The organism is Pedobacter sp. KBW01 (assembly GCF_003852395.1).
Taxonomy (GTDB): domain Bacteria; phylum Bacteroidota; class Bacteroidia; order Sphingobacteriales; family Sphingobacteriaceae; genus Pedobacter.
In genome coordinates this window covers 94,340-117,735 of the sequence record NZ_QAJQ01000019.1, presented here as the reverse complement: position 1 = coordinate 117,735, position 23,396 = coordinate 94,340, and the positions used below count along the sequence as shown (strand labels likewise).

The following is a 23,396-nucleotide window of genomic DNA, read 5'->3' as shown; positions in this document are numbered from 1 at the left end:
TTAAGCATGGGTAAATAACAGTTTATAAGCGGCTAAGGCCAATACACAAGCCAGCACATTTTTTAATACGGTTTGAGGAAATTTTAGGGCTCCGAAATAAGCCCCGCATATCCCTCCTGCAAAGGCAACACCTACATAAGCCAGCATATGGCTGTTAAATTCAAAACCTTTAATTAACTGGCCACCCAAACCTGAAACGGAATTTACAAAAATGAAAGCTGCACTAATGGCTGCGGTTTGTTTCTGATCGGTCCATTTTAACAACAATAATATCGGCGAGAGGATAATGCCGCCACCAATACCAATCATACCCGATAACAGGCCGATAATGCCACCAATGGCCAGTGATAAAGGAACGTTTGAAGGTTTAAAATCTTTGGGATCGGTGTTTTTAAAAAAGAAAAAACGGATTACCGGAATGAGTAGGAGTATCCCTAATATTTTTTTATAGATGGAACTTTCAATTGCCATCATACCGCCCACAAAAGATAGGGGAATGGAGGCCAGGGCAAATGGCCAAAAGGTTTTCCATTTAAAATGCCCACCACGGTAAAACTGAATAAACGAGGTAGATGAAACAAAAAGGTTAAGCAACAGCGCTGTTGGTTTCATAACGGCAGGCGAAATGGCAAAAATGGCCATTAATGCCAGATAGCCGCTCGCACCACCATGACCTACCGAGGCATATAAAAAGGCTACGATAAAAAGTAAACAGTAAAAAAGGATTAAGCTCTCTTGCATAGTTATTGGGGTAAAATCAGAACGGTTACAGTTTCTCCCTTTTCGAAATTTTCTTGTGTTTCGTTAAGGCATATCAGACAATTGGATTGGGCAAAGGAGCTCAAACGGTACGATTCCTGTGCGCCAAGGGGGCTAACCTTTCCGTTTTCGTATTTGCCTTTAAGGAAATGGGTAAGTCCGGCAGGTTTGGTATAAGCATGGGTAAGCATGGCCTGCACTTCTGTTACCGAATTATTTTTTTGCGTGAGTGCCTTGATGGAAGGCAATACATAGTTGTAATAACAGCTTAACACCGAAGATGGATTGCCGGGTAAGTCAAATATTAATTTCGAGATATATGTGCCGAAGTATAACGGTTTACCTGGTTTTTGTTTTACTTTGTGGAAAACCTGTTTTACCCCACAACGAGTAGCGGCTTCAATTACAAAATCATAATCGCCTACACTCACGCCCCCAGTTAAGAGCACCAGATCGTTGTGGTTCAATGCTTTTTGAAGTACATTTTGCAGGATATCCAGGTCATCATCAGCCTCATAAACCGTAATATGGGTTATGCCTTCTGTCTTTAGTGCGGCAGATAGTGAATAGGAATTAGATTCGTAAACCTGGCCAAATGCAAGTGTTTCTCCGGGTTTTTGCAATTCTTTACCGGTTACAATAATGGCAATTTGTGGTAAAGGAAATACTGTGACTTCGGTAATACCAATGCCTGCTAAAAAGCCTACTGCAGCGGGGTTCAACAAGTCGCCTTTTTTCATAGCCAATGCACCTGAAGCAATTTCAGAACCTATGGCGCGTACATTTAGGCCCGGCTTTAAATTAGCATCCTGTAAAGTAATTTTATCTCCTGTACGGGTAATTTTTTCCTGTATTACCACCGTATCGGCTCCATCGGGTAATGGGGCACCGGTAAAAATTCGGCTGGTTTCTCCTTCTTTAATGGTCAGATTTGTTGGGGTACCAGCCGCCATTTCGCCAATCAGTTGCAGTTCTTTTTCAGCGTCTGAAAATTTGAGCGCATAACCATCCATTGATGATTGTCTGAATGCAGGAATATCTAAATGTGCATAAACATCGGCAGCCAAAATATGGCCCGAAGCCTGGCTCAGCGGAATCAGAACAGGTGTTAAGGGTGTAATATTTTCTGAAATGAGGTCTTTTGCCGCTTTAACGCTAATCATGAATAGTTTATCCTCCAATGGTAATCATACTCCTGTTTTGAATGGTTGCCGCATCTATTTTTTCGAAATCAGGCACCAATTGACCGCCAAGGGCTTTTTTCTTGCTCCAAATAGACGCTTCAATGAGTGGGAGTACGTCTTCTTTTTTTCTGAGTGCTGTAAGCAAATCGGTTTCGCTATCCGAAAAGAGACAGTTTTTTAATTTGCCATCTGCGGTTAGTCGCATGCGGTTACAGGTATCACAAAATGGGTTGGTCATGGTGCTAATTACGGCGAAAGAGCCATCGTGACCGGGTATCATAAAGTTTTTGGCTGTATCGTGTGCTTCGCCCTTTAGTGGTAGCGCCGTGAAATCTTTTTCAATAATGGCTAAAATCTCGGCTAAAGAAAACATTTTGTTACTGGTCCATTTGTTGCCGCTAAAAGGCATAAACTCAATAAACCGCACCTGGATAGGGTTGTGTTTGGTCCAGCTGATAAAATCGATGATTTCGTTATCATTGAGGCCTTTCATCACCACCATGTTAATTTTTACCTTGATTTTGTGCTGTAAAAGCAGTTCGATATTGCTGCGTACCTGGTGAAATAAATCTCTCCGGGTAATGAGGAAAAATTTTTCAGGTTGCAAGGTATCCAGACTGATATTGATGGATTTAATACCTGCTGCGATTAAAACGGGCAGCATTTCGGCGATACGCGTTCCGTTAGTGGTAATGGTTAGCTCAACAGGGAGTTTCCCGAGTGCGGTAATAATTTGCGCAGCATCTTTACGCACTAAAGGCTCGCCACCGGTTAACCTGATTTTTCTTACCCCATTGGCTACAAAAACTTCTGCCAGCTGGATAATTTCGTCCGTTTGCATCAATCGCGAGGCAGGAGTGAAGTCGTATTCTTCCTCGGGCATACAATAAAAGCAGCGGAAATTGCAGTTATCTGTGAGCGATATCCGCAGATAATCATGTACCCTTCCAAAAGAATCTTTTATCATTTGCCTTTTGTTTATTTAATTTAACCTGATTAATGGGCCGAATATACGGTTGTTTATAAGCCAATGTCGGGTTAGGGGATAAAATATGTTAGCGAATTGCTAAAATATTTCATTAGCTACTGCTAATTTATGAATTATCTGTTGTAAAATAATGAAAATGCAGGCAAAAGAATGTAGAAAATGACAATCCGTTGTTAGGGAAGCTATTATACTGTGATTAAAACGGATCGGAATGGAAAACTTCGAGATGGATGCAGTTTAAACCGATGCTGTTAAACACCTCGGTAATTTCTTTTGTCCAGTCTTTGTTCGAATCTACACGAAGGATTTTATCATTGTCCCACAAATCGATATTCCATTTAATTTCTTTAAAGTAACGGTTCAGTAACGGACTAATTTTACTCAATTCGTTATCTGTGAATACATTTGTTTTGAAAACAGAGATCATAAAAGCAAGATTTAGGTTTATTTTATGCTGTAGACGGATGACTGGAGAAATTACTTTAAATCATTTTGTTTTTTTATATTAATTTAAATCTCATTCTCAAAACCCGAATTTATAATCCGGAATAATAATCGTAGCCTTGTTCTGCCCAGTAATCCCTTGGCCTGTTATTACTAAATGATATTTGCCCTATTCTTTTTAAGTTTTTAATGCCATATTTTACTGGTACAATGAGCCTTAGTGGTGCACCATGTTCTATACTTAGGCTTTTTCCGTTCATTTCGTAAGCAAGTAAGGTTTGTGGATGAAGTATGCTTTCTCTTTCTAGTCCTACATAATAAGCACCATTTGGAGTTTCTAAGCCCATATACTGCATGTGCGATTGACCATCTAATTTAAAATGTGTTAAAAAATCACTCAATTTTACACCTGCCCAGTATTGGATTTCGTCCCAGCCCTCTACACATTTAAAATCATAAACAATTTCAGTTTTGGGCAATGCCTTTATTTCTTCCAGTCGGATGTTTAGGTTTTTCTCATTTGTACATTTAACAATTAGTTTCCATGCGTTAATATCAAAATCTTTGTCATCTTCAATCCCAATTAAGCTGTTAACCCTGGGCGTGGTGGCCGCCAGTTCTTTTGGGTAGGTTTTAACCAGATGATTGTTGCTAAACAAATTGCGGAAAAAAAGCTCTGTTTTGTTGAGCGCTCTTCGTAATGGTGCCCTTGTACCCGCGGTAACTCCAGGTGTTTCTTCTGGAGCATCTAAAAGCCATTTCCATCCTAAAGTTGCAGCTCCACCGAGAGCGAAAAAAGTCCCGAATGAAATAAAACTCCGGCGTTTAATTTTTTGCTCAATGGTTAATGGAGCTTTCAGTTTCTTTTTATGATCTGCTTTCTTCATCACTTTCTGGTTTATGGTGGATTGGTTGTTCTTTTTTGGACAATGGCTTTTTTTCTATCACTTCAAAACCGGCAACCACGGCACGGAAGTTATTCCATCCGGAAAGTACTACCTGTACAATATGAATGATAAAGAATAGCACATATCCGATGGTTAAAGCAAAGTGGATAATTCTTGCAAAATGGTACCCCCCGCATAACCAACATAGCCAATATAGTTGTACAGGCTTGTAAATAGCCAAACCGGTTAATGCAGAGCCAATACCCATTAATATAATAGCCGAATAGGCAATGCGCTGGGCCGCGTTGTATTTTTTTTGGGGTGGAACGGTTTTACTGAGGTGAAGATCGTGCAAGAGTACTAACCAGGCCTCTTTAAACGAATTTTTATTGGGTAAAAGCTCACGCCATGAACCAGAAAAAAAGGTGTATAAGAGATAAATCAGTCCGTTGATAAGGAAGAACCACATAAAAAGAAAGTGAAATGCCATTCCTTCTGCCAGGCGTTGTGGAATATGAAAATAATTGTAAAACCACTCTGGGAAAAATTTAATCAGCGTAATACCGAAAACGGAAATCCCATAGGCATCGTTTGCCCAATAAATCAATAAACCGCTCCAGGTCATGATGGTCAATACTGGGAAATTCACCCAATGGGTCCATCGTATTAGCAAAGCGTGTTTTTCCTTAATTTCTTTCATAATGATTTGAAAAAATAGAACAGTGTAAGTTATGATGTGCCAATTTTTAAGCTTGGTCGTTTTTAACTGCTAATCCTTACAAGAAAAAAATAAAATATTTGTAAGGATATACGGATTTACCCGACTAAGCGATTAAGCAGTATATTTATGCTAGATACACACAACATGCAAAAAGAAATAGATCGCAATGTTAATCAGAAGTATACCGGCTCTGATCCGATTACCTGGGTAGAACAATATGCCGATTATCTTTATGGCTTTGCCATGTCGAGATTAAGAGATGAAGATGTAGCAAAAGATTTGGTACAGGATACTTTTTTGGCTGCCTTGCAACGTTTAGGTCAATTTGAAGGGAACAGTCATGAGAAAACATGGTTAACGGCCATTCTTAAAAACAAGATTGCCGATTTTTACCGAAAGCAGTTGTCGGGTACTTTAAAAGTAACGGATGCCGAAAATGAGCAAAACGTTTTTTTTGATGCAGAAACAGGTCATTGGAATGAGCATTTCAAGCCAAAGGCATTCGGCTTAGAAACGCACGACCCATTGATTTTAAAAGAACTCGGTAAAATTTTAAATGCATGTTTGGCCAAATTGCCCAGCTTATGGTTTTCGGTATTTGCCATGAAACATATGGATGACCTTGAATCGGAGCACATTTGCGCCGAGTTAAAACTCAGTTCGCCCAATTTTTGGGTAATTATGCATCGTACAAAATTAAACCTTCGGAACTGCCTTGAAAAAAACTGGAATTAACATGACTAATGCACTAAAAAATATTATTTACAACTGTAAGCAGGCTACTTTTTTAATAGAAAAAAGAATGGCTGGTAAAATTACCGCTTCAGAAACGGTACAGTTAAAAGTTCATTTGGCTGGCTGCTCGGTCTGCAGGCTTTATCAAGAGCAAAGTGTGCTGATAAACAGGTTGTTTACGGGTTTTCCGGTAAATGGTTTTAAGTTGGATGAAACTTTTAAAAATAATTTGGTTAAAAAGCTGGAAGCAGAAATGAATAAAAACTGATTTTTATTGTAAGGTATTTGATTTTGCTCCGACAAAGGTGTAAAAACACATAAAACATGAAAAATCAAATTTTAAAATCGACAGGAAAATTGTTTGTAGCTACTTTAGTTGTAGCCAATCTTTATTCATCAGCTTTTGCTGCTACCCAACCTTTGCAGGAAAAAGAAAAAATGACCTCAGTGAAGCAAGACAAAATGGGTAAAAGGAAAATGGACAAAATGGAAAAGGATAAAATGAGCAAAATGAAAGGTGATTCAGTGAAAAAGGTTAAAATGGAAAAGTCAAAAATGGCCAAAGACAAAATGTCAAAAAGTAAAATGTAAAAACTTTGGCAGGAAGGGGAAATCTTTCCTGCCTTTAAACTATTAATATTATGAAAAGAATTATACTATCCATAGCCTTAATTACAGCCCTGTGTTTGCAGGTAAAAGCACAAAAAGGTTTAACCCTTGGCTCAAAGGCACCACTGTTTAGTGGGCTAGATCAAAACGGTAAAACAGTGAGCCTAAAAAATGCACTTAAAACACACCGTTCAGTTGTATTGTTTTTTTATCGTGGGCAATGGTGCCCGTTTTGCAATAAGCACATTAAAGAACTTCAGGATTCTTTACAGCTGTTAACGAGCAAAGATGCTTATGTGATTGGTGTAACACCCGAAAACAAAGAAAATATAGCAAAAACAATAAAAAAAACTAATGCAGGTTTTTCTATTCTGCAAGATAAAGACGATACCATTATGACAGCTTATGGTGTAAACTTTATGATGGATGAAGCTACATTTACAAAATACAAAGGTTACGGAATAAATCTCGAAACCAATAATGGCAATAGCAGGCATACACTTCCGGTACCGGCCACCTATATTATCGATAAATCAGGGAAGATTAAATATATTCATTTTGACCCCGATTATAAAAAGAGAGCCTCGGTACAACTTTTGCTGAGCGAACTTTAAGCTTAAATGGCTTAGGTTTTTAAGGCCATTTTTAATTGATACTTAGTTTTTGTATACTCTTATCAATCATTTTTTTATCGGCTGCAGTAACTGCAAAATCAATCGCAGTTTTAAAATGCTTTAGAGCTTTTTGATCATCAATTCCAGTGTACAGATTGCCCAGGAGTGAAAAATAAAGGTGATTATCGTCTAGGTTCAGCTTTTCTGCTTCTGCTATGGCGACAGCTTTTCCATTGGTTTTGGCCAGGGCAAAAGTGCGGTTCATGGCGATAATAGGAGAGTATTCAAGAATAAGGAGCTGATTGTACAGTTGGAGGATATTTTCCCACTTTTCAGCGCGATCTGCTTTATGGGTATGCCAGTAGGCAATGGCTGCTTCGAGGTGATATTTAGTTAAGGTATCGCCCTTCGAAGCGCGGTTGAGGTAATAAATACCCTGTTCAATCAGTTCTTTGTTCCACAGTTTCTCATCCTGGTCTCCGTATAAAACAGGGGTGCCGTCGGCATCTGCTCGCGCATCAAATCTGGAGGCGTGGAAACACATGAGTGCAAACAAAGCATTGGCTGGAGGTAAATCGGTAAGGGGATTGCTGATTAACAGGTAATTTAACCGCATAGCCTCTGCACAAACATCTTTGCGGAGGGTAACGTCGTTCGATACCGAATAATAACCTTCTGAGAAGAGCAAATAAAGCGTGGTGAGTACAGTTTCAAGCCTTTGGTTAATGGCAGAAACTTTTGGCTGTTCGATTTTAATACCCGCCTCTTTCAGTTTCTCTTTGGCCCGTTTTAGCCTTTTGTAAATGGTATCCTTACCTGTTAAAAATCCATCGGCAATTTCCTGCACACCGAAACCGCACAACAGGTTCAGGGCCAATGCAATTTGGGCTTCTTTTGAAACGACAGGGGCACAGATGGTAAACATCATGGCCAGCTGACTATCGTTGATGTTTTTGTCTGATAAATCGAGATCTATTTCTGTCTCAGTCTCTGTTTCGATCTGGATCTGCTTAGCCAGTTTTTGCTCGAAAACAGCATGGTGCCTGAGGTAATTTTTGGTTTTATTTTTGGCGACAGTGTACAGCCAGGCAGTAGGATTTTCAGGAATCCCCTTCATGCTCCACGTTTCGGTGGCTGTTAAAAAAGTGTCGCTCACAATATCTTCAGCTGTTTCGATATGATCAATACCGAAGCGGTAACAGAGTACCGAAACAATTTTGCGATACTCTGTTCGGAATAAATGTGGTATAAGTACGCTCTCTTCCATGGATGGATTAAAGATAAGCTTTTTGGTTATATCAGTTAGGCCGTTGGTGTAACAGCCATTCTGATTTCCACATTACCACCCAGTTTTAATATCGGGCAGTCCTTGGCAATTTCTGCCGCTTCATCATAGTCTTTGGCTCTGATTAACACCAAACCACCAATCGATTCCTTAATTTCGGCATATGGGCCGTTGATTACATTTTTATCGGCATGTACTACTCTGCCTTCCAGATCCCAGCGTTGTAATGGCCTAACCAGTTTATCTTGTGCAGCGATACCGCCAAACCAATCCTGCCATTGTTTAATTGATTCCTGAAGCATCTCAGGCGAGGGCTGATCTTCGTGGGTAAAGGCCCTTCGGAAGATCAATAAAAATTCGTTCATGTTATGTTTTTTGTAAGTTTACAAATCATTTTGTTTCATGCAAAGGTCGGTGGAGACACCAACCTTTAGGGTAGTTCAGTAATTCCTTCCTAACCAAACATACCAACTTTGTAGGTGCCAACAGCATTCGGGAAAGCGATATTTAAGCGGTTCCAGGTATTGATGTTGGTTACCAAAAGGGTAAGTTCGATCATTTCTATCTCTGTAAAATGTGCTGCTGCTTCCTGATATACTTCATCAGTAACATGGCTGGCGGTAACTGCTTCGGCCCAGGCCAATGCAGCTCTTTCGCGATCGGTATAATAAGGGGTTTCTCTCCAGGCGCTTAAGCCGTAAAGGCGTTGCTCGGTTTCGCCGTTGGCGCGGGCATCTTTCGAATGCATATCGAGGCAGAAGGCACAGGCATTGATTTGCGATACACGGAAATCGACCAGTTCGATTATGGTAGGACCAATTGATGATTTTTTTAATTGCTGTCCTATTACAAATAATGGTTTCAACGTGCTCATTCCTTGTTCAAATAAATTAATTCTCTTTTCCATTTTGTTTTAAATTTTGATTGTTAAAACCTAATGACACGCGAAGGCTGGAAATTGGACAGATTTTTAAAATTTTTTTAATTAAAATTTTAAAATATTTATAAGTATTTGATTATTAGTTGTTTATTTTTTTATAAGTAAGCTGATTTTGATCTGGTTTTAGGGGTTAATCCTCCGCAAAAAGACGGTTAAAATGATTTTCGAGGTGATTCCTCATCGCGTTGCGGAAAAGCTCAGGCGATCCGTTTTCTAAAATATCTACCAAACCTTTGTGAGAGACAAACTTGTGCAGTTGCCCTTGCTTTTTAAGCAAGCCGCTGTTGTGCACAAAATCGAATATAGGCAGCAACATACTCTGGAATTTTCGGAGGGTTTCATTTCCGGTTATATCGTACAATTTACCATGAAAGGCAATTTCGTGTTCAATATTAAACAAATGATCCTGCGCCGCTTCTGGTTCGTTATCCACTATTCTTCTCAGTTCTTTTAAATCTTCGTCGGTAATGCGCTGAAATAAAAAATCGGCCATTCCGATTTCCAGCACCAGCCTAATTTCGAAAATCTCTTTCAAGGTGCCCTGGTCAAGAATGTGCGGGTTCATGCTTTTAGAAAGGATACCAAACAGATCGGGACTTGTAATTACAGCACCTTTTTTCTTTTTGGATTCAATTAGGCCCATCATGCGTAATCGCAACATGGCTTCGCGCACAACTGTACGGCTAACGCCCAACGCGGCACAAAGTTCGAGTTCGGTAGGGATGCTGTCGCCAACTTTTAGCTTACGTTCCTGCAAAAGTTGAACAAGCTTATCTTCAACACGATCTACCAACGAACTGGTATCCACTTGTTTAAAATCACTGATGCTATCCATTATTATGTATAATTTATTTTTTAACCTAAAACTGCCTTTGCGACCGCTTAGAGCACAAATATAAAGCTAAGTACTTAAAGTCTAGTTCAAAATAAGCAGAAATTATTTGCAAATAACTAAAATAAATCGGTACTTAGTATTATTATGTATAACATAATACAAAATAAAATAACCAAATTATGAAAGAAACTTACTTAAAACTCATCAGGCATTGCCTGCCATTTGTGTTGCTGCTGGCAACCATATCGGCATTTGCCCAACAAACCATTACCGGGAAAGTTACAGAAGCAAGCGGAGAGGGAATTCCAAGCGTTACCGTAATGATCAAAGGAACTAAAAATGGAACTTCAACCAGTCCGGCAGGAGCCTACAGTATCAAAGCCAGTAAAGGCGATGTACTGGTTTTCAGTTTTACCGGCTACTTAACTCAGGAAATTGTAATTCAGGGTCAGTCGACAATTAATATTAAACTTTTAGAAGATAGCAAAGGCCTGGATGAAGTAATCGTTGTTGGCTATGGAGCGATCAAAAAGTCGAAACTTACAGGTTCGGTATCTAAACTTGATCCTAAGGTTTTGGAAACTGGTGTACGTTCCAATCCAGCATCAGCCTTAGCCGGAACAATTCCGGGCTTAAGGGTTCAGCAAACTTCCGGACGGCCTGGCGCTGTTCCCAATATTGTATTGCGTGGAGGAACAGGTTATACCGGAGGAGGTTCGCCATTGGTGATGGTAGATGGTTTATTAAGATCCGGATTCAGCGATATTAATCAGGATGATATTGAATCCATCGAGGTTTTAAAGGATGCTTCTGCTACAGCAATTTATGGAGCCAGAGCAAGCAACGGGGTGGTGCTCATTACGACTAAAAAAGGGAAGGAAGGGGTCTCAAATATCGCGGTAAAATCTAAAGTAGGTATCAATAAGTTAAACATTCCATTCGAATTTTTAAATGCTGAACAATATATCTATTGGTCTAGAAAGGCAATTGAAACCTCTGGTTCGTATGAGCCAAGTCGCTTAAGCCAGTTAAATACAACCGGACCATTTGGCACAGGTAACTTATATAAGGATGCAGCAGGCAATATTCTTGATGGTAATGTGACTTCTTCGGCAGTTTGGAGTCCGATGTTTAGAAGTGCTGCCAACGAAGAATTACTGGGAAAAGGGTGGCAGGTAATGACTGATCCATTAAAAACAAATGCTTTAGGTGCGTATGATCCATCAGGAATTAATCGCGAAATTATCTATAAAGATTTCAATTATGCTGATTATGCACTTAGAGATTATAGCTTAACCCAGGATTACAACGTGTCTATGACCGGCGGGAATGAAAAGGGTAAATATTACGCGGGCTTAGGTAATTATGATGAAAAAGGAATGCCGATTAATACATTTTATAAACGCCTAACCTTTGTGTTCAATGGAGAATATAAAATCAAGCCTTGGTTAACCTCTATTTCGAATTTAAATTTTGCCAATGCCAAGTGGCGTGATGCAATTAACTCTGAAGGAAACTACCTTACGCGTGCTTTAGGAGCTCCCCCAACAATGAGAGGAATGAATGAGAATGGCGATTTATTGGTTGGTAGAGATTACAGGGATGGTAACCCGGCCGTAAATGATGATAAATTTATTAGAAAGAACAATACTGATAAATTTACCTTAAGCCAGGCTTTAAAAGTAGATTTTTTAAAGAATCTCTCATTAAGACTTAGTGGTAATTACTTCTTTAATAATGGTAATTACGAATCTTTCAATAGAGATTTCTTGTCAAGTCCGGGAAATTATGACAGAACCCGTACTTCGTCAGCATCATTCGACAAAGCTTTAAGTCAGACTTATAATGCGGTAGTTAATTATAACACCACTATAGCATCTAAACACCATATCGATGTGATGGCAGGTAGTGAATATTATGATATTTATTCGCAAGGTTTATCCGCATCAGGAAGTGGTGCACCTACTGATGATTTTTCTGATTTAGCTTTAACGAATTCAGAAAAGGACAGAAGAAGTACTGATACTTACCATACCAATCAACGTATTTTATCATTCTTTGGTCGTATGAACTACGATTATGATGAGAAATACCTGTTAACCGCAACTATCCGTCGGGATGGATATTCAAGGCTGTTAAACAACCGTTGGGGCAATTTCCCAGGATTATCGGTAGGTTGGAACATCCATAAAGAGAAATTCTTTGAGCCCCTTACCAAGGTGGTAAATAGCTTAAAGTTAAGGGCAAGTTACGGTGCTAATGGCAATGTGAGTGATGATTTCATTGGAGCTTACACCCTGCAAGGATCATATGGTACCAATAAATACAATAGCAGTATTGGTTATTTGCTTGGAAATATCCCCAATCCTAATTTGCGTTGGGAAAGTTTAATTACAAAAGAGGTTGGTTTAGAAGCTCGTTTGTTCAATAAGATCGACCTTTCTGTGGACTATTATCACAGAACAACAAGTGATAAAATTGCAAACTTAACATTTCCAATCACCGCAGGGATAACCTCAATTGCCACTAATAATGGCGATATGCAGAATCAAGGTGTTGAGGTTGATCTGAATTATAGTGTGCTGAGAAACAGAGATTGGAACGTAAATTTTAATCTTAACATGGCTTATAACGCCAATAAGATTTTAAAACTTCCTAACAATGGCTTGCAAAACAATCTTCAGGGCGGCTTTCAGGTATACGATCCGGATACTAAACAGTTAATTTGGGTTGGCGGCTTGCAAGAAGGTCAGGATCCGAACGTGGCTTATGCGTATCAGGCCAAAGGTATTATCAGAACACAGGCTGATCTGGATGCCTATGCTTCATCATCTTTTGTCGATTTACTGGGTGCAAGAAAACTTGTTCATCCTGCTGTGTACAATGCCATGAGTGCGGCTGATAAAAACCTAAATTTTCCAATTGCTTTGGGAGATGTAATGTGGACAGATGTAAACGGTGATAATATTATCAATAGTTTCGACCGGGTTTATATGGGCCGGACTGTTCCCCGCTTTACCGGTGGTTTTGGTGCAAATGCAAGCAGGAAAGGCTTCACATTAAGTACCCGTTTTGATTATGCTTTAGGTTTTGTTGCCTATGATGGCCCGCGTACCTGGTTTGCAAGTAATGCACAAGGTACATTTAATACCACTACTGACGTTTTAGATACCTGGACACCAGGCAACCCTAATGCAAAGTTTCCAACTTATTACTGGGCAGATCAGCTTTACAAAAACAATACTTTCCGCGAATCCAGCATGTTTTACCATAAAGGAGATTATTTAGCGCTTAGAGAAGTTAATCTGACCTATAAGTTGCCAACCAAATTAGCCAACAGACTAAAAAGTGAAGGAATCAGCTTATCCGTTAGTGGCCAGAATCTGGCTTATTTCAGCGAGTCGACGCTTTATTCACCAGAGAGCAGCAGTATAGGTACTGGTGGTGCCGGATCAGGTGGCTACCCTTTACCTAGAACAATAATTTTTGGTCTTCAATTTACTTTCTAATTAAACTACAATGAAAAAGATATTAACAGGCTTAGCCTTAATTATATTGAGCACTACATTTAGTGCATGTAAAAAATTACAGCTGACACCCGAAGATTATTTTGCAAGTGAAACTTTCTGGAAAAGCCCTGCCCAGGTAGATGGCGGAATGATTGGTCTTCATAGTCAATTAAGGGGCTTCCAGTTTACCATTTTTACGCTGGGTGAATTACGTGGCGGAACTTTAAGAACGGGGACCAGTTTTACTGGTACAGCTTCTTTGAATTCGGCAGGCATAATCAATCAGGATATCCGCGAATCAAGTACGGGCATATCTGGTTGGTCTGGATTTTACCGGCCTATTTTTGACGTTAATAATTTTATTTATCAGGTAGAACAGGCAAGCTATCTTTCCTCAACTGATAAGGCTTATTATTTAGGTCAGGCTTACGGAATAAGAGCATTTTATTACTTTCATTTGTTCCGTACCTTCGGTAGGGTACCTTTGTCAGTGGAGCCAACCTTATTGCTTAAAAATCCAAAATCGGCCCAGGAAATGTATTTGCCAAGGGCGAAAACTGAAAAAGAAACCCTCGATTTTATTAAAGCTGATATAGACAAATCGACATCAAGCTTCGGAACCAATTATACCACTAAATTTCAAAAGGCTCAATGGTCACTTGGCGCTACACAAATGCTAAAGGCGGAGGTTTACCTGTGGTCGGCTAAAGTTAAAATAGATGGTGCTGCTCCAACCACTACTGTGGCCGACTTAGCTATTGCAAGAACAGCTCTGGAAGATGTAATTTCGAAATATACCTTGTTAACCGACTTTGGGAATGTTTTTAAATCGGCAAGTATAACGGCGAGTAAAGGCAACAGCGAAATCATTATGGCAATGCGAAACCAGTTTGGTGAGGCTACAAATAGTTATGCTCAGTTTGTTTATGCCATTACCGATCCTTTAACTGGTTATGTTGATGATAAAGGTGTTGCCATTCCAGCCGATCCATTGCAGGTAAATGGTGGTGGAACAATTATTCGCTATGAATACAAAATAGAATTGTACAACTTATTCGATGCTAACGATACACGCGCAAATGCTACATTTCTAAATTTCAATAAAGGAACTATTCATGCTACAAACCTACGTAAGTTTCCAGGCGTCGTGGTAGAAGGAGCGCGTAGTTACGCTGACGATTTTCCGGTATATCGCGTTGCAGATGCATATTTAATGTTAGCCGAAGTGAAAAACAAACAAGGCCAGAGTCCGGCAGCAGAAATGATGATTATTCGTAACCGTGCATATGCACCAAACACTGCCCCTGCATTTGTTAATGGTACTTTTGAACAAAATGAGTTGGCAATATTTACCGAAAGGACTAAAGAATTTGTAGCTGAGGGGAAACGCTGGTACGATTTGCGCAGAATGCAGGATGCTTCGGGTAATCCGCTGGCTTTCCGTAAAGATTTGCCATTGGTTGGTGTTTTGGATAACATTAGCGGCCAAAATCACAAGCTTTTATGGCCAATCGATTTATCGACGTTGAACCAGGATGAAACCTTAAAAAACGATCAGAATCCTGGATATAAAGGAACGTAATAAAACAATTAACTACCGGGGATGATATTGCCCGGTAGTTAATTTAGGTCAGAATACATTTTATCTATTTTAAATTTTAATATGAACTACGAACATTTACAAGGGTTAATTGCTGCTCCTTTTACACCCTTTCACGCCAACGGGGAATTAAACCTGGAGGTGATTCCCGAATACTATCAGTTTTTAAAGCAAAACGGAGTTACCGGTGCTTTTATCTGCGGATCAACAGGCGAAGGCGTTTCCTTAACCAAAGAAGAAAAAATGAAGGTTGCAGCGGCCTGGGGTAAGGCAACAGCGCGGGATGCTGACTTTAAAGTAATGACTTTATTGGGCGGTACTTGCCTGGCCGATTGTAAGTCGCTGGCCAAACATGCTCTTGAAGTTGGTTTGTACGGGGTTTCCTTTACCGCACCTTCTTATTTCAAGCCGGGTAATGTTTCGGTTTTAGCCGAAATGTGTGCCGAAATTGCTGCCGAAGTTCCCGATATGCCTTTTTACTATTACCATATACCTGTATTAACAGGTGCAAACCTCAATATGATTGATTTGCTGGCCGCTGTAGATGGTAAAATACCCAACTTTGCCGGTGTAAAATACACCCATGAGGATTTTATGGATTTCCTTTCCTGCATGAATTTTAATGGCGGTAAATACGATATGCTTTGGGGACGCGATGAAAATATGCTTTCGGCGTTGGTTTTAGGTACAAAAGGAGCTGTAGGCAGTACTTTTAACTACCTTACGCCGCTATACCACAAGCTAATTGCTGCTTTTGAAAAAAACGATTTGCAAACTGCAGCTGGCCTTCAGCAGAAATCGATCGATTTTATCCGTTTATTGGGTAAATACGGAGGCATTGCAACAGGTAAAGCTTATATGAAACTGGTTGACATCGATTGTGGTGAATTTAGGCTGCCAGTCAAAAATATGGATCAGCAACAATTTGAAAGTTTTAAAAGCGAGGTCGAAAGTTTAGATTTTGCTGCTTTCAGGTCAACGAATTAATCAAAAAACAGAAAAGGTTTAAAGGTGAAGCATCGTCTTAATTATCGTTCGGCAATGGTTATCTTTATTTAAATACCATTTCGCATTAATGAAAAAACTCATTTTATATTTTACTTTCTTGCTTACCTCAATTATATCTCCAGAATTACGGGCACAGCAGCACATTCAAAACATGAGTTGGGATGTGGTAGCTAAAATTCCACCTGCACAGTTGCAAAGCCAATCTATTGGTTTGGCTGGTGCCATTACGGGCAGTCACCAACACTTGCTTTTTATAGCCGGTGGAACAAATTTTCCCGATAAAATGCCTTGGGAAGGCGGTAAAAAGCAATATTACAATGATATTTTTATTTACCGGAAAATGGCCCGTGGATTAGTTTTAAGGCAATATCAAGCCAAATTGCCATTTAATCTGGCTTATGCGGCTGTATGTAGCACGCCCGGAGGAATTGTAATTGCCGGTGGCGAAAATGAAACAGGGTTAAGCAAAAGCGTTTTTATCATGAAATGGGAAAATGGCCAGTTAGCCTTTAGTACCCTGGCTGATTTGCCTGCTGGCTTAACCAATGCCGCTTTAACACTGGTGGGCGATATTTTGTACCTGGCAGGAGGTGAAACAGCGGGTGGAGCTACAGATCAGTTTCTATCGCTCGATCTGAAAAATGCGCAGCAGGGCTGGAAAAAACTAATTAACCTGCCGCAAGCAGTTTCGCATAGCGTATTGCTAAGCGCGGGAACGAAAATCTTTATGATAGGTGGCAGGAAAAGCAATGCCGGCGATACGAGTACGATTTATAAAAACGTATGGATGTTTGATGTAAATGATCCGGTTTGGAAAGCCAAAGCAGCTTTGCCAAATCCATTGGCTGCAGCTTCTGGTATTACTGCAAAACAAGAGCTTCTGGTATTTAGTGGCGACGAGGGTAAAACTTTCCATCAGGTAGAAAAGCTGATCGGGGAGATAGACCGGGAAAAAGATCCTGAAAGAAAAGCGAAACTCAACCAGAACAAGGCCATTATTCAGGCCGCTCACCCTGGTTTTAGCCCTAAGGTGTTAAAATACAATATTGCCAGCAATACCTGGGCGGTAATTCAAGGAATTATGCCTTACGGAACGGTTACCACCCAGGCCGTATGGTTTGGAAATGAAATTATTATTGCAGGAGGAGAAATTAAAGCGGGTGTACGCACCCCTAAAATTTTGTCGGGTAAAATAAAAGCAACCAAATGAAAGAAACAAAAAGATATGCGTGGGTAGTGGTTGGCTTACTTTGGTTTGTGGCCCTGCTGAATTACATGGATCGCCAAATGCTTTCTACCATGCGGCCGGCTATGCAGCTGGATATTGCAGACTTGCAATCAGCAACTAATTTTGGTTACCTGATGGCCATTTTTTTATGGATTTATGGCTTTATGAGCCCCATATCTGGTATTATTGCCGATAAACTGAATCGTAAATGGTTAATTGTTGGTAGTTTACTAGTGTGGTCGGCGGTTACTTTTTTAATGGGCTATGCCACCACTTTTAACCAAATTTATTGGCTCAGGGCATTGATGGGGGTGAGTGAGGCATTGTATATTCCGGCAGGTTTATCGCTTATTGCCGATTATCACAGTTCCAAAACACGGTCGGTGGCTATTGGCATCCACATGACTGGTTTGTACATGGGGCAGGCCCTGGGTGGTTTTGGAGCAACTATTGCTTCAAAATTTTCCTGGCAGGCTACCTTTCATTCTTTTGGTTTGGTCGGAATCGTTTATGCACTTGTACTGGTTTTCTTTTTACACGAGAAAAAGGCTTCCACAATAGAGGAAAGTGAAAGCATTCGGGTAAAGCCAAATCTTTTTAAAGGCCTGGCACTGCTTTTTAGTAACATTTCCTTTTGGGTAATCCTTATTTATTTTGCTATTCCGAGTTTGCCAGGCTGGGCTACTAAAAATTGGCTGCCTACTTTGTTTGCCAATAACCTGAAAATAGACATGGCACAAGCCGGACCCATATCGACTATCACTATTGCCGCGTCCTCGTTTTTAGGGGTTATTTTCGGCGGGATTTTGTCAGACAGGTGGGTACAGAAAAATATTAAAGGCCGCATTTACACCAGTGCCATTGGTTTGGCCTTAACCATTCCGTCGCTATTGTTAATTGGTTTTGGCCATTCCTTATTTAACATAATCGGGGCAGCTTTTTGTTTCGGTTTCGGATATGGCATGTTCGATGCCAATAATATGCCCATACTTTGCCAGTTTGTTTCGGCCAAATACCGCGCCACTGCCTATGGTATTATGAATATGACGGGGGTATTTGCCGGGGCTTTTATTACCGATTTTCTGGGCAAATCGACCGATTCGGGCAGTTTGGGGAAAGATTTTGCCATGCTTTCGGTTATTGTATTGATTGCTTTAATAATTCAGCTCTATTTTCTGCGTCCGAAGTTTAATGATTTTGAAGATGCTTAACTCAATAAAAATGATGATGAAATTTATAAAATTTAAAATACAGCTCGGTTTATTCACCTTGCTTACCATCTGTACACTCAATGCTTTTTCGCAAAAAGGTGTCGAAATTGTTTCCACTTCGCAGGTTATTCCGGTTTTAAAAGGAATAGAAACCAATCAGCTTTTGCGGTTAATGGTTTATGTTCCGGCCGGGGCAGAAATTCCGGTAAAAAAAATAAAGGCAAAGCTAAATCCCGATGGGATGAAAGCCATCGAAAAAATTGAGGTCTACTTTACCGGTATTGAGCCGCTTTTTTCAGGAAAAAACAAGCAGATTGCCGTTAATCCTACTACTGTAAACCTAGGATTTGATATCAATCTTAACCTGAAACCGGGCATGCACTACATTTGGTTTACCGCCAAACTTAAGCCTGATGCTGATATCGATTCGAAAATTGAATTTCATGTGAACCAGCTGGAAGATGCCCGTTCAAAAGTTTATCGCGTTGTAGAAGAAGGCACAGGTTATGTGAAAAGATTGGGCGTAGCAGTTAAAAAAGCAGGCGATGATGGAGTGAACACTTACCGGATTCCAGGCATGGCCACTACTGACAAAGGTACTTTGATTACGGTTTATGATATCCGCTATAAAAATTCGGGCGATTTGCCAGGAAATATTGACGTAGGCATGAGCCGCAGTACCGATGGCGGCCGAAACTGGCAAGCCACAAAAGTGATTATGGATATGGGCGAACCCAACGAAAACAATGGGGTAGGCGATCCGGCTGTGCTTTTTGATCCGGTTACCAAAAAAATATGGGTAGCAGCCTTGTGGAGCAAGGGAAACCGCTCCATTGCTGGTTCTAAACCTGGTTTATTGGAAGATGTTACCGGTCAGCTCGTATTGGTGAGTAGCGACGACGATGGCCTTACCTGGTCGGCACCCAAAAGTATTACGGCAGGTACAAAAGATCCCGCCTGGAACCTGTTTTTTAATGGTCCAGGCAGTGGAATTGCCATGGCAGATGGTAAACTGGTATTTGCCGCACAGTACTGGGACGAACACGCCATGCCTTATTCTACATTGGTGTACAGTAACGATCACGGCAAAACCTGGAAAACCGAAGATGGGCCAAAACCGAACACGACCGAAAGTCAGATTATAGAAACAAGACCAGGCGTTTTAATGCTGAACATGCGCGATAACCGCGGGAGTTTTAGAAGTGTAGCCACTACAAATGATATGGGTAAAAGCTGGCTCGAGCATCCTACCTCTTACCGTACCTTAGCCGACCCTGTATGCATGGCCAGTTTTATAAAAGCCAGTGTAAATGTTAAAGGAAAGCAAAAAGATGTGGTGTTTTTCGGTAACGATAATGCACAAACCATGCGCTACAATTTAACCATTAAAGCCAGTTTAGATCTGGGCGAAAGCTGGGATCTTAAAAACCAGTTGCTTATTGATGAACGGAAATTTTACGGTTATTCATCACTCACTAAAATTGATGATAAAACAATTGGTTTCTTTTACGAGGGGGTAAGGGATCTGTATTTTGTGCGCGTTCCCGTAAGTGAAATAATTAAGTAAACCAGTCATGAAGATTTTTTGTAGGTTCATTATCCTGCTGGTCTTTTTGAATGGTGCCAACCTATACGGGCAAAAAATGAAAGTAGCCTGTATAGGTAATTCGGTTACCGCTGGTTATTTGTTAAATCAGCCTGAAAAGCAGGCTTATCCTGCACAGTTACGGCAGCTTTTAGGTGATGGCTATCAGGTTGCAAATTTTGGGCACAGCGGCGCAACCTTGTTGAAAAAGGGACACAATCCTTATTTTAAAACCAAGGCTTTTCGCGAAGCACTGAATTTTGGGGCTGATATAGCCATTATTCATTTGGGCTTAAATGATACCGATCCGCGAAACTGGCCCAATTATAAAGATAACTTTCAGACCGATTATCAATGGTTGATTGATACCTTAAAGCAACAAAATACAAAGCTTAAGGTGTTCATCTGTAAGCTTACGCCAATTTTTAGTGGTCACCCAAGATTTAAATCGGGTACGCGCGATTGGTACTGGCAGGTACAGGAAAAGATTTTAGGGGTTGCAAGGGCAAATAAACTGGTGCCTGTCGACCTCAACGCGCCTTTAAATAACCGGCCGGAGCTTTTTGCCGATAACCTGCATCCCGATAGTATAGGTGCCGCTATTATTGCCCAAACAATTTACAGTACCATAACCGGTAATTTTGGTGGTTTTAAATTAAACGGCCTGTTTAGCGATAACATGGTGCTGCAGCGCGATAAAGGTATCCCGGTTTATGGCACGGCCAATGCGAACGAAGAAGTAACCGTTTATTTTAACCAGCAGGTGAGGCGCGCTGTTGCAGGTGCCGATGGCAAATGGGTGGTAAACTTCCCGGCCATGAAATTCGGTGGCCCTTACCAGATGAAGCTTGTTTGCAACGGTAATACCCTGATGCTTAAAAATATCCTGATCGGTGATGTATGGCTGTGTTCGGGGCAATCGAATATGGCTTTTCCTTTAAAATCATCGGCTACAGGCCAGGCCACGCTAAATCATTTGAATAAAAAACTTCCTGTCAGGTTACTAAAGTTCAACCCCCTGGCCGAAACCGATAATGTTTCATGGAATGCGCAAACATTAAACAGCATCAATTCCCTAAGTTATTTCTCGGGTAGCTGGGCAAAATTGGATGAAAACGCAGCAGGCGATTTTTCGGCAGTGGCCTATTATTTTGCGGAGAAACTGGTATCTAATGAACAAATCCCCGTAGGATTGATTCAAATGGCTGTTGGTGGTTCACCACTCGAATCGTGGCTGGATAGAAAAACCATGGAGCACGACGATTTACTGGTAGATATGCAGGATAACTGGCGCAAATCTGACTTTTTACAAGATTGGGTTAGGGGTAGGGCTGATGTAAACTTAAAAAATGCGGTCAATCCGAAACAACGGCATCCTTACGCGCCGGCCTACAATTACGAAGCAGGCATATCAAAACTTACTGATTTTCCGATAAAAGGAGTGATCTGGTATCAGGGCGAAAGCAATGCACACAATGTTGAGCTTTTTAGCCACGAATTTCCCTTGCTGGTTAAAAGCTGGCGGGCAAAATGGAACGATAATTTTCCGTTTTACTACGTACAGCTGTCGGCTATTGAACGGCCTTCGTGGCCCTATTTCAGAGATGCACAACTGAAATTGCAGGCGGTTATTCCCAATTCGGGTATGGTAGTGAGTTCCGATCTGGGCGATTCGCTGAATGTCCATCCTACACATAAAAAAGAAATCGGCGAACGACTGGCCCTGCTTGCATTAAGAAATACCTATCATAAAAAAATAACTGCAAGCGGGCCTGTAGTTTTGAAGGTAATGAAGGTTAAAAATACCATTGTGGTACACTTTACCAGTGCAAAAAAGCTTAAAACCTCCGGGGCTAGCGTATTAATCGGATTTGAACTTGAAGACATTACCGGCGCACATTTTCCGGTTAAAGCTAGTATTGTCCAAAACAGGGTGTTAATCAACATTCCACCTGGGAAAACGATAAGCAAGGTGTTGTATGCCTGGCAGCCCTTTACCAGGGCCAATTTAGTTAATGAAGCGGGATTACCCGCTTCTACATTTTCCATTTCTATACCTTAATTAAAATGAGATATACTTCGAAAGAATTGCAGCAACTGGCCGCATTTTATCAAAACCAGCTGCTTAACAATACAGTTCCCTTTTGGTTTCCGCGATCAATCGATCACGAACATGGGGGCTATATGTTTATGCGTGATGCAGACGGCAGCCTGATTGACGATGATAAAGCCGTTTGGATTCAGGGGCGAGCAGCCTGGTTGTTATCCACGCTGTATAACACCGTCGAAGCCAAGCAAGAGTGGCTCGATGCGGCCAAATCGGGCATAGATTTTCTAAATCAACATTGCTTTGATACCGACGGACAGATGTTTTTCCACGTTACACGCGAGGGAAAACCGATCCGTAAAAGACGTTACTATTTTTCAGAAACCTTTGCGGTAATTGCAAACGCTGCTTATGCAAAAGCCAGTGGAGATGAAACTGCGGCCGAAAAAGCCAGGTATTTGTTTGGGAAATGTATCGAATATGCCACCCAACCGGGCTTATTGCCAGCGAAATTTACAGATATCAGGCCTGTAAAAGGGATAGGAGTACCCATGATTATGATGAATACCGCGCAACAGTTGAGGGAAACCATTGGCGACCCACGTTGCGATGAATGGATATCGAAATGGATTGAGGAGATTAAACGCGATTTTGTTAAGGATGATATTCAATGTGTGATGGAGCAAGTGGCACCGGATGGTTCGATTATCGATCACATTGATGGCCGAACTTTAAACCCCGGTCACGCCATTGAAGGGGCCTGGTTTATCTTACATGAAGCAAAGTACCGCAATAATGATCCTGAACTGATTAAACTGGGTTGTAAAATGCTCGATTACATGTGGGCACGTGGTTGGGATGAGGAGCACGGAGGTATTTTATATTTTAAAGATGTGTATAATAAACCAGTCCAGGAATATTGGCAGGATATGAAATTCTGGTGGCCGCAGAATGAAACCATTATTGCCACTTTACTGGCTTACACCTTAACCGGCGATGAAAAATATGCACACTGGCACAAAATGGTGCACGATTATGCCTACGATAAATTTCATGATAAAGAACATGGCGAATGGTTTGGATACCTGCACCGTGATGGTTCTGTTGCCCAAACAGCCAAAGGCAACCTGTTTAAAGGACCTTTTCACCTACCCAGGCAAGAATGGTATTGTGCACAGTTATTAAGCAACCTGGGCTATTAATTTAG

Annotated in this window: 22 protein-coding genes; 12 read left to right on the top strand and 10 right to left on the bottom strand. The window is 40.7% G+C overall.

Annotation, left to right across the window (positions count from 1 at the left end; genetic code table 11):
* From DBR40_RS18440 to DBR40_RS18415, 6 genes are all read right to left on the bottom strand, one after another.
* Entirely contained in the window at positions 1-741 is a 741-nt protein-coding gene (locus DBR40_RS18440; protein ID WP_124561211.1) for a sulfite exporter TauE/SafE family protein, read from the bottom strand.
* A gap of 2 nt (positions 742-743) precedes the next feature.
* Complete coding sequence (glp, locus tag DBR40_RS18435; protein ID WP_124561210.1) at positions 744-1,922, bottom strand: gephyrin-like molybdotransferase Glp; 1,179 nt, start codon at positions 1,920-1,922, stop codon at positions 744-746.
* 7 nt (positions 1,923-1,929) lie between these two features.
* Positions 1,930-2,910 (bottom strand): GTP 3',8-cyclase MoaA, encoded by a 981-nt coding sequence (gene moaA, locus DBR40_RS18430; RefSeq protein WP_124561209.1) that lies wholly within the window; start codon positions 2,908-2,910, stop codon positions 1,930-1,932.
* A 217-nt stretch (positions 2,911-3,127) separates the two neighbouring features.
* The gene (locus DBR40_RS18425; protein ID WP_124561208.1) at positions 3,128-3,358 is read right to left on the bottom strand and encodes a hypothetical protein; all 231 of its coding nucleotides are present in this window, start codon (positions 3,356-3,358) and stop codon (positions 3,128-3,130) included.
* Positions 3,359-3,467: 109 nt separating this feature from the next.
* Positions 3,468-4,262: a molybdopterin-dependent oxidoreductase gene (locus DBR40_RS18420; RefSeq protein WP_124561207.1), complete on the bottom strand. Its 795-nt coding sequence runs from the start codon at positions 4,260-4,262 to the stop codon at positions 3,468-3,470.
* Positions 4,243-4,962 (bottom strand): cytochrome b/b6 domain-containing protein, encoded by a 720-nt coding sequence (locus tag DBR40_RS18415; RefSeq protein ID WP_124561206.1) that lies wholly within the window; start codon positions 4,960-4,962, stop codon positions 4,243-4,245. Before DBR40_RS18415 ends, DBR40_RS18420 begins: the two co-directional genes overlap by 20 nt.
* Before the next feature lie 147 nt (positions 4,963-5,109).
* Here DBR40_RS18415 and DBR40_RS18410 point away from each other — a divergent pair, with 147 nt between their 5' ends.
* The 4 genes from DBR40_RS18410 to DBR40_RS18395 are packed head-to-tail and all read left to right on the top strand — an operon-like array spanning position 5,110 to position 6,941.
* Positions 5,110-5,718 (top strand): sigma-70 family RNA polymerase sigma factor, encoded by a 609-nt coding sequence (locus tag DBR40_RS18410; protein ID WP_233603930.1) that lies wholly within the window; start codon positions 5,110-5,112, stop codon positions 5,716-5,718.
* A gap of 1 nt (position 5,719) precedes the next feature.
* Complete coding sequence (locus DBR40_RS18405; protein ID WP_124561205.1) at positions 5,720-5,986, top strand: zf-HC2 domain-containing protein; 267 nt, start codon at positions 5,720-5,722, stop codon at positions 5,984-5,986.
* 56 nt (positions 5,987-6,042) lie between these two features.
* Positions 6,043-6,309, top strand: coding sequence for a hypothetical protein (locus DBR40_RS18400; protein WP_124561204.1), 267 nt, complete (start codon positions 6,043-6,045; stop codon positions 6,307-6,309).
* Positions 6,310-6,359: 50 nt separating this feature from the next.
* Positions 6,360-6,941: a peroxiredoxin family protein gene (locus DBR40_RS18395; RefSeq protein ID WP_124561203.1), complete on the top strand. Its 582-nt coding sequence runs from the start codon at positions 6,360-6,362 to the stop codon at positions 6,939-6,941.
* A 31-nt stretch (positions 6,942-6,972) separates the two neighbouring features.
* Here the strand turns inward: DBR40_RS18395 and DBR40_RS18390 are convergent, their stop codons facing one another.
* The 4 genes from DBR40_RS18390 to DBR40_RS18375 all read right to left on the bottom strand — a co-directional run bounded on the left by DBR40_RS18390 (position 6,973) and on the right by DBR40_RS18375 (position 10,001).
* Positions 6,973-8,208, bottom strand: a complete 1,236-nt coding sequence (locus DBR40_RS18390; protein ID WP_124561202.1) for an RNA polymerase sigma factor — start codon at positions 8,206-8,208, stop codon at positions 6,973-6,975.
* Between the two features lie 35 nt (positions 8,209-8,243).
* A complete protein-coding gene (locus DBR40_RS18385; protein WP_124561201.1) occupies positions 8,244-8,591 on the bottom strand; it encodes a YciI family protein in 348 nt (115 codons plus the stop codon).
* A gap of 89 nt (positions 8,592-8,680) precedes the next feature.
* The gene (locus tag DBR40_RS18380) at positions 8,681-9,133 is read right to left on the bottom strand and encodes a carboxymuconolactone decarboxylase family protein (RefSeq protein WP_124561200.1); all 453 of its coding nucleotides are present in this window, start codon (positions 9,131-9,133) and stop codon (positions 8,681-8,683) included.
* A 163-nt stretch (positions 9,134-9,296) separates the two neighbouring features.
* On the bottom strand, positions 9,297-10,001 hold the full coding sequence (locus DBR40_RS18375; protein WP_124561199.1) for a FadR/GntR family transcriptional regulator: 705 nt from the start codon (positions 9,999-10,001) through the stop codon (positions 9,297-9,299).
* A 179-nt stretch (positions 10,002-10,180) separates the two neighbouring features.
* On the opposite strand from DBR40_RS18375, the gene DBR40_RS18370 reads away from it, so the two are divergent.
* From DBR40_RS18370 to DBR40_RS18335, 8 genes are all read left to right on the top strand, one after another.
* Positions 10,181-13,510: a SusC/RagA family TonB-linked outer membrane protein gene (locus DBR40_RS18370; RefSeq protein WP_124561198.1), complete on the top strand. Its 3,330-nt coding sequence runs from the start codon at positions 10,181-10,183 to the stop codon at positions 13,508-13,510.
* Between the two features lie 10 nt (positions 13,511-13,520).
* A complete protein-coding gene (locus tag DBR40_RS18365) occupies positions 13,521-15,092 on the top strand; it encodes a RagB/SusD family nutrient uptake outer membrane protein (RefSeq protein WP_124561197.1) in 1,572 nt (523 codons plus the stop codon).
* Between the two features lie 81 nt (positions 15,093-15,173).
* The gene (locus DBR40_RS18360; RefSeq protein WP_124561196.1) at positions 15,174-16,097 is read left to right on the top strand and encodes a dihydrodipicolinate synthase family protein; all 924 of its coding nucleotides are present in this window, start codon (positions 15,174-15,176) and stop codon (positions 16,095-16,097) included.
* Positions 16,098-16,185: 88 nt separating this feature from the next.
* Positions 16,186-17,328, top strand: coding sequence for a hypothetical protein (locus DBR40_RS18355; RefSeq protein WP_124561195.1), 1,143 nt, complete (start codon positions 16,186-16,188; stop codon positions 17,326-17,328).
* Complete coding sequence (locus tag DBR40_RS18350; protein WP_124561194.1) at positions 17,325-18,557, top strand: MFS transporter; 1,233 nt, start codon at positions 17,325-17,327, stop codon at positions 18,555-18,557. The genes DBR40_RS18355 and DBR40_RS18350 overlap by 4 nt, the downstream gene beginning before the upstream one ends.
* Positions 18,550-20,124 carry a sialidase family protein gene (locus tag DBR40_RS18345; protein ID WP_233603929.1) on the top strand — a complete coding sequence of 525 codons (1,575 nt, stop codon included), beginning with the start codon at positions 18,550-18,552 and terminating at the stop codon, positions 20,122-20,124. The genes DBR40_RS18350 and DBR40_RS18345 overlap by 8 nt, the downstream gene beginning before the upstream one ends.
* A 7-nt stretch (positions 20,125-20,131) precedes the next feature.
* Complete coding sequence (locus tag DBR40_RS18340) at positions 20,132-22,204, top strand: GDSL-type esterase/lipase family protein (protein ID WP_124561193.1); 2,073 nt, start codon at positions 20,132-20,134, stop codon at positions 22,202-22,204.
* 5 nt (positions 22,205-22,209) lie between these two features.
* On the top strand, positions 22,210-23,391 hold the full coding sequence (locus tag DBR40_RS18335) for an AGE family epimerase/isomerase (RefSeq protein ID WP_124561192.1): 1,182 nt from the start codon (positions 22,210-22,212) through the stop codon (positions 23,389-23,391).
* Positions 23,392-23,396 lie beyond the last annotated feature (5 nt).

Bases quoted from the DNA above. Each gene is read 5' to 3' on its own strand.
- DBR40_RS18440 (WP_124561211.1), bottom strand. From the start codon at position 741: ATGCAAGAGAGCTTAATCCTTTTTTACTGTTTACTTTTTATCGTAGCC.
- glp (WP_124561210.1), bottom strand. From the start codon at position 1,922: ATGATTAGCGTTAAAGCGGCAAAAGACCTCATTTCAGAAAATATTACA.
- moaA (WP_124561209.1), bottom strand. From the start codon at position 2,910: ATGATAAAAGATTCTTTTGGAAGGGTACATGATTATCTGCGGATATCG.
- DBR40_RS18425 (WP_124561208.1), bottom strand. From the start codon at position 3,358: ATGATCTCTGTTTTCAAAACAAATGTATTCACAGATAACGAATTGAGT.
- DBR40_RS18420 (WP_124561207.1), bottom strand. From the start codon at position 4,262: ATGAAGAAAGCAGATCATAAAAAGAAACTGAAAGCTCCATTAACCATT.
- DBR40_RS18415 (WP_124561206.1), bottom strand. From the start codon at position 4,962: ATGAAAGAAATTAAGGAAAAACACGCTTTGCTAATACGATGGACCCAT.
- DBR40_RS18410 (WP_233603930.1), top strand. From the start codon at position 5,110: ATGCTAGATACACACAACATGCAAAAAGAAATAGATCGCAATGTTAAT.
- DBR40_RS18405 (WP_124561205.1), top strand. From the start codon at position 5,720: ATGACTAATGCACTAAAAAATATTATTTACAACTGTAAGCAGGCTACT.
- DBR40_RS18400 (WP_124561204.1), top strand. From the start codon at position 6,043: ATGAAAAATCAAATTTTAAAATCGACAGGAAAATTGTTTGTAGCTACT.
- DBR40_RS18395 (WP_124561203.1), top strand. From the start codon at position 6,360: ATGAAAAGAATTATACTATCCATAGCCTTAATTACAGCCCTGTGTTTG.
- DBR40_RS18390 (WP_124561202.1), bottom strand. From the start codon at position 8,208: ATGGAAGAGAGCGTACTTATACCACATTTATTCCGAACAGAGTATCGC.
- DBR40_RS18385 (WP_124561201.1), bottom strand. From the start codon at position 8,591: ATGAACGAATTTTTATTGATCTTCCGAAGGGCCTTTACCCACGAAGAT.
- DBR40_RS18380 (WP_124561200.1), bottom strand. From the start codon at position 9,133: ATGGAAAAGAGAATTAATTTATTTGAACAAGGAATGAGCACGTTGAAA.
- DBR40_RS18375 (WP_124561199.1), bottom strand. From the start codon at position 10,001: ATGGATAGCATCAGTGATTTTAAACAAGTGGATACCAGTTCGTTGGTA.
- DBR40_RS18370 (WP_124561198.1), top strand. From the start codon at position 10,181: ATGAAAGAAACTTACTTAAAACTCATCAGGCATTGCCTGCCATTTGTG.
- DBR40_RS18365 (WP_124561197.1), top strand. From the start codon at position 13,521: ATGAAAAAGATATTAACAGGCTTAGCCTTAATTATATTGAGCACTACA.
- DBR40_RS18360 (WP_124561196.1), top strand. From the start codon at position 15,174: ATGAACTACGAACATTTACAAGGGTTAATTGCTGCTCCTTTTACACCC.
- DBR40_RS18355 (WP_124561195.1), top strand. From the start codon at position 16,186: ATGAAAAAACTCATTTTATATTTTACTTTCTTGCTTACCTCAATTATA.
- DBR40_RS18350 (WP_124561194.1), top strand. From the start codon at position 17,325: ATGAAAGAAACAAAAAGATATGCGTGGGTAGTGGTTGGCTTACTTTGG.
- DBR40_RS18345 (WP_233603929.1), top strand. From the start codon at position 18,550: ATGCTTAACTCAATAAAAATGATGATGAAATTTATAAAATTTAAAATA.
- DBR40_RS18340 (WP_124561193.1), top strand. From the start codon at position 20,132: ATGAAGATTTTTTGTAGGTTCATTATCCTGCTGGTCTTTTTGAATGGT.
- DBR40_RS18335 (WP_124561192.1), top strand. From the start codon at position 22,210: ATGAGATATACTTCGAAAGAATTGCAGCAACTGGCCGCATTTTATCAA.